Source organism: Anaerobacillus arseniciselenatis, from assembly GCF_001865995.1.
Taxonomy (GTDB): Bacteria; Bacillota; Bacilli; order Bacillales; family Anaerobacillaceae; genus Anaerobacillus; species Anaerobacillus arseniciselenatis.
Genome location: NZ_MLQQ01000012.1, coordinates 1 through 2460 on the forward strand (window position 1 = coordinate 1; position 2460 = coordinate 2460).

4 protein-coding genes are annotated in these 2460 nt (G+C 31.1%); all 4 read right to left on the minus strand.

The window, feature by feature from the left end:
* Positions 1 to 302 precede the first annotated feature (302 nt).
* Positions 303 to 464: a hypothetical protein gene (locus BKP35_RS19465; protein WP_169819171.1), complete on the minus strand. Its 162-nt coding sequence runs from the start codon at positions 462 to 464 to the stop codon at positions 303 to 305.
* 96 nt (positions 465 to 560) lie between these two features.
* On the minus strand, positions 561 to 1109 hold the full coding sequence (locus BKP35_RS08350; protein ID WP_071312892.1) for a hypothetical protein: 549 nt from the start codon (positions 1107 to 1109) through the stop codon (positions 561 to 563).
* A 65-nt stretch (positions 1110 to 1174) separates the two neighbouring features.
* Complete coding sequence (locus tag BKP35_RS08355) at positions 1175 to 1546, minus strand: hypothetical protein (RefSeq protein ID WP_169819172.1); 372 nt, start codon at positions 1544 to 1546, stop codon at positions 1175 to 1177.
* A gap of 61 nt (positions 1547 to 1607) precedes the next feature.
* Positions 1608 to 2087: a hypothetical protein gene (locus BKP35_RS08360; RefSeq protein WP_139192825.1), complete on the minus strand. Its 480-nt coding sequence runs from the start codon at positions 2085 to 2087 to the stop codon at positions 1608 to 1610.
* Positions 2088 to 2460 lie beyond the last annotated feature (373 nt).

The window sequence follows — 2460 nt, forward strand, 5'->3', positions numbered from 1 at the left end:
TATTAGTTAATTGTTGAAATTGATTGACATATTTATTGAAATGATCATCATTAATAAAATCAATATATTTATTTGATGTATATAATGCATTAAATAAATATAGGTTACCAAATAAACTTAAAACTAATATTACTCCTATAACTTTTTTACTTCTTATCAAACTTTTAAAAATAATTTTCTCCCCCTTAAAACCGTATTTTTAATAATCCTTTTTTATTTTCTATTTATCGAATAGTTACATAAATGGAAACCACTTCTTTAACAATTCGCCCGGTTAGTTAAATTACTAATTTAGTTGTTAACTATGATTCAAAATTCTTTTTCTCATAAGTACGAATAAAATATTCAAATCTCATTGCAATCCATATTAACACCATTGCACTGATACCGTTCCAAAATCCTCCGAAAAATAAACCAATTCCTCCACCAATTATGATATAAAGCATCAATTGTTTAGGTATCATATTTTCCTCCCATTTAGAATCCCTATTTGTGCAATATGAACAGCCACAGCTTCATTGTGCTATCGCTACCCGTTAACCGAATAAGCATTAGCGTTACTATTTAATATTTTCAAGAAAGTCTCCTGTGAAATCTATTATATCGTCACCTTTAAAAAAAGCATTTGTATTGTATGCTAATGAATACTCGTTATCTATTGTAAAGCTATGGATAGTAAATCCTACTTCATTTTCATCTTGAATTGAGACCTCAGTTTCATTGATTATAGTTTTTGCCCCTGATATTCCTAATGGATAATTATTAACAGACAATATAAAAACAACGTCACCTTCATATGGTCCATATAATTTCTTAGCATTGAATTGTTCTTCCCAATCCTTTACGTTTTCTGCATTTCTAAAAAATTCAACTACATCGTCTTTCATTTCTGTTGAATATTGGATATCTATACTTCTTGGTTCACCAGAGCTGTTATATTGGACATATACATATGAAATTTCTAAACCATCAAAACTAGGTAAATAAACTTCTTTTCCAAACTCTTCATAAATCAATGTATTTATAGGTTTTTGTTCTTCCGATTGAATTCCTGAAGAACACCCTAATGCGATTAAAATTATCAGTAAAAATGGAATTGTTCTTATCATATTAACTCCCCCAATCACCTTAAAAATTTTCTACTATTCTGCTCAATACTAAAACACAAGCGCCACTAGATATTTACATTGTCTTTTGGTTTTTTCTGCGTCTTGCTTTCGGCATAACTGCTCTTAATGTTAGAGATATACCAATTCCTTGGGATATAGAAAGTAATCCCTCCCCAGTAATTACTATCAACATCAATTGAAGCAATGATCTGTATAACAGGAAATTTATCGGTTCTTTTAACAAAAATCGTTCCTTTTGCTAATGTTTGTAAATGTGTAGAATCAGAGCTTATGTTGAAGGTTTGAATTTGAATAATTTCCTCGTTGATAACGGAATTATGGGAAAGGTCCTTTGAAGATGCTAGCTCAAAAATTAAAAACGTCACTATGATTGATAGTCCAGCTAACAAAATAAACACACTTTTTCTTATCATCACTGCACCTCCTCTGACTTTCTCTGCACAAACGCTTCCGTTTAGCGGAATAACTCATAGTTATTTACCTGTTATAATGCCAGTCATAATATTCGATGAATACAGGGTTATCAGGATACTTTGTAAGTAACAACTCCATTAGCTGGTGCCAATATTCTTTGATAGTTGCATAATCCCCTTCAAGTAACTTATCTCTATCTAAGTTTTCGTAAATAAAATTTAAACCTTCGTGAAGAGTTTCTAACGTGTGAACCATTTCTTCTTTGCTTATATCTCCTTCTCCAAATTGATAAGCAATGTAATGAATATTAATGTACGAATATATTTTATCAATAAAATCATACATTTCACCCATACTATCGCCTCTATTTCTAGGGATAGAGAGATTAATAAATGGAAGAGAAGCAACCAATCCCTTTCTTGTAATCTGTAAACTTTGTGAAATTCTAGATGTTGTTTGAATTAATCGTAATTCGCCATCAAAATCATTTCTAACCATACTTGCGAGAGCTCTAATTTCTCTAGAAGATACTCGAATACCCATTTTTACATCATTAATTGCCTGTTCATGGTTTCTCTCTAGTACCTCATAATATGTTGAATTTTTAGATATTAAAAACACATTAGATATGATTAACCCTAGAATTAAGAAAAGAATAATATACTTTTTGATAGCAAGACCCCCCAATCTTGAATAGTTATTTTATATTTTTTGAAGATTATTGTTATCTTCTTCAACTCTTCGGCTCAATACTAAAATAAAAGCGCCACTGCCACTGTTCTAGTAACAGTTAGCAATAGGTAAGCCTTTGAAGTGATCTCCAGCTTTTCCCCTGCTCCGCACCGAACGTGCTAGTTTCCCAGCATTCGGCGGTCCATCTAACGATGTATATTAAATTATAAGTTCTTCGTTACTT

What these genes read in the sequence shown, in the direction of transcription:
- BKP35_RS19465 (WP_169819171.1), bottom strand. Translation starts at nt 464, where the DNA reads ATGATACCTAAACAATTGATGCTTTATATCATAATTGGTGGAGGAATT.
- BKP35_RS08360 (WP_139192825.1), bottom strand. Translation starts at nt 2,087, where the DNA reads ATGGGTATTCGAGTATCTTCTAGAGAAATTAGAGCTCTCGCAAGTATG.
- BKP35_RS08350 (WP_071312892.1), bottom strand. Translation starts at nt 1,109, where the DNA reads ATGATAAGAACAATTCCATTTTTACTGATAATTTTAATCGCATTAGGG.